1 protein-coding gene is annotated in these 1,263 nt (G+C 63.3%); it reads left to right on the top strand.

Annotation, left to right across the window (positions count from 1 at the left end; translation table 11 throughout):
* Positions 1 to 68: 68 nt before the first annotated feature.
* Positions 69 to 1,234, top strand: a protein-coding gene (locus AB0L82_RS43660; protein ID WP_364651619.1) for an IS3 family transposase whose coding sequence is annotated in 2 segments (ribosomal slippage) — positions 69 to 353 and positions 356 to 1,234 — 1,164 coding nt in all. Because the reading frame shifts where the segments join, the coding sequence is not laid out codon by codon here.
* Positions 1,235 to 1,263 lie beyond the last annotated feature (29 nt).

The following is a 1,263-nucleotide window of genomic DNA, read 5'->3' as shown; positions in this document are numbered from 1 at the left end:
GGGGCTGCTGCAGGAGTAGGTGACAACCGAGATAGCTTGCCGAGCGGCAGGCTTGAGAGGATGTCACAGTGCCCAAGCCGTATCCGAAAGAGTTCCGCGACGATGTCGTGCGAGTCGCTCGCAATCGTGATGACGGGGTGACCCTGGAGCAGATCGCGGCCGATTTCGGTGTGCATCCGATGACGTTGTCGAAATGGATGCGCCAAGCCGACGTCGATGACGGGAACAAGCCCGGAACCACACGCAGCGAGTCGGCCGAGCTGCGGGATGCCCGTCGCCGGATCCGCCTGTTGGAGCAGGAGAACGAGGTCCTGCGCCGCGCCGCGGCGTATCTGTCGCAGGCCCAGATACCGGGAAAAGGCTCTACCCGCTCGTGAAAGAGCTTGCCGCCGAAGGGGTTCCCGTGGCGGTGACGTGCCGGGTGCTGCAGCTCGCCCGCCAGCCCTACTACCGGTGGCTGGCCGAACCGGTCACCGCCGGCGAACTTGCCGAGGCGTATCGAGCCAACGCCTTGTTCGACGCGCACCACGATGATCCCGAATTCGGGTACCGGTTTCTCGCCGACGAGGCCCGTGAAGCCGGGGAAACTATGGCCGAGCGGACCGCCTGGCGGATCTGCTCGAGCAATCGGTGGTGGAGTGCGTTCGGCAAGCCTCGACGCGGCAAGAACCGCAGACCCGGGCCACCCGTCCATGACGATCTGGTGCGGCGAAACTTTCGCAGTGACGCACCAAATCGCTTGTGGCTCAGCGATATCACCGAACATAGCACCGGGGAAGGCAAGCTGTATTTGTGCGCGATCAAAGATGTCTTCTCCAACCGGATCATCGGCTATTCGATCGATTCACGGATGAAGTCCCGACTCGCGGTCACCGCGCTGAACAACGCAGTCGCCCGCCGTGGTGATGTCGCCGGTTGCATTCTGCACACCGACCGCGGAAGTCAGTTTCGTTCAAGGAGATTCGTCCATACGCTCAACCGTCACCGCATGGTCGGGTCCATGGGTCGTGTGGGTTCCGCCGGTGACAACGCCGCCATGGAAAGCTTCTTCAGCCTGCTGCAACGCAACGTGTTGAACCGGCAGCGCTGGGACACCCGCGAGCAACTGCGGATCGCGATCGTCACCTGGATCGAACGCACCTACCACCGCCGACGTCGTCAGGCCCGGCTCGGCCGGTTGACCCCGATCGAATTCGAAACCATCATGTCCCCAGCAGCCCGACAGGCTGCCTAACCACTGTCACCCGATCCTGCAGCAGCCCC

The organism is Nocardia sp. NPDC052001, from assembly GCF_040680615.1.
Taxonomy (GTDB): domain Bacteria; phylum Actinomycetota; class Actinomycetes; order Mycobacteriales; family Mycobacteriaceae; genus Nocardia.
This window is presented reverse-complemented; position numbering and strand designations above follow the sequence as displayed.